Annotated in this window: 1 protein-coding gene; it reads right to left on the bottom strand. The window is 49.8% G+C overall.

Annotated features, from left to right (window positions below; genetic code table 11):
- The coding region (locus MPRO_RS03225) for a substrate-binding domain-containing protein (protein WP_158651739.1) at positions 1 to 264 on the bottom strand (264 nt) is incomplete at its 3' end.
- Positions 265 to 596: the final 332 nt, after the last annotated feature.

The following is a 596-nucleotide window of genomic DNA, read 5'->3' on the forward strand; positions in this document are numbered from 1 at the left end:
GACGATGATGGCGTCTACGCCTGAGGCGATAAAGTTCTGAATCTGGTTGAGCTGGGTGCCGACTTCGTTTTTGGCATCTTCGATCTGAACATCGACGTCTTCTTCGGCTGATTTTTTCTCGATGCCGTTACGCAGCGTGGTGAGGAAGTTGTCGTCAAACAGTGCCATGGATACGCCGATCTTAAGGCTGTCCGCCATGGCTGTTGGGGCGGCGATGATGGCGGTGAGGGCGGCGCAGAGCAGAGCTTTTTTAGTACTGATCATGACTTTCTCCTGATTGGACTTCAGTCTGAATCGAATTGGAACATTCGTTCCAGCCAGCTATTTATAATTTTTTTTATGGGTCAAAGTCGTAGCACCTTGACTGCGTTACCGCTTAAGCCCGGGTCACGAGCCTGCTGTGTGCTCATGCCCGGTGCTGTACTGATGCAGCGCAGTGTCCTTGGGTGTACGTCGCTTTAAACACACCCTGATTCTATGAAATTTATATTCCGAATGGTAGTACTTATGGAATAAATATTCTGTATTTGTTGAAGGTGGCGTTCCATTTTGAGGCTCATTCAAGCTGCAGGCCCCGCCCTCCGGGCGTTTTGGTG

This window comes from Marinobacterium profundum (genome assembly GCF_001528745.1).
Lineage (GTDB): Bacteria > Pseudomonadota > Gammaproteobacteria > Pseudomonadales > Balneatricaceae > Marinobacterium_A > Marinobacterium_A profundum.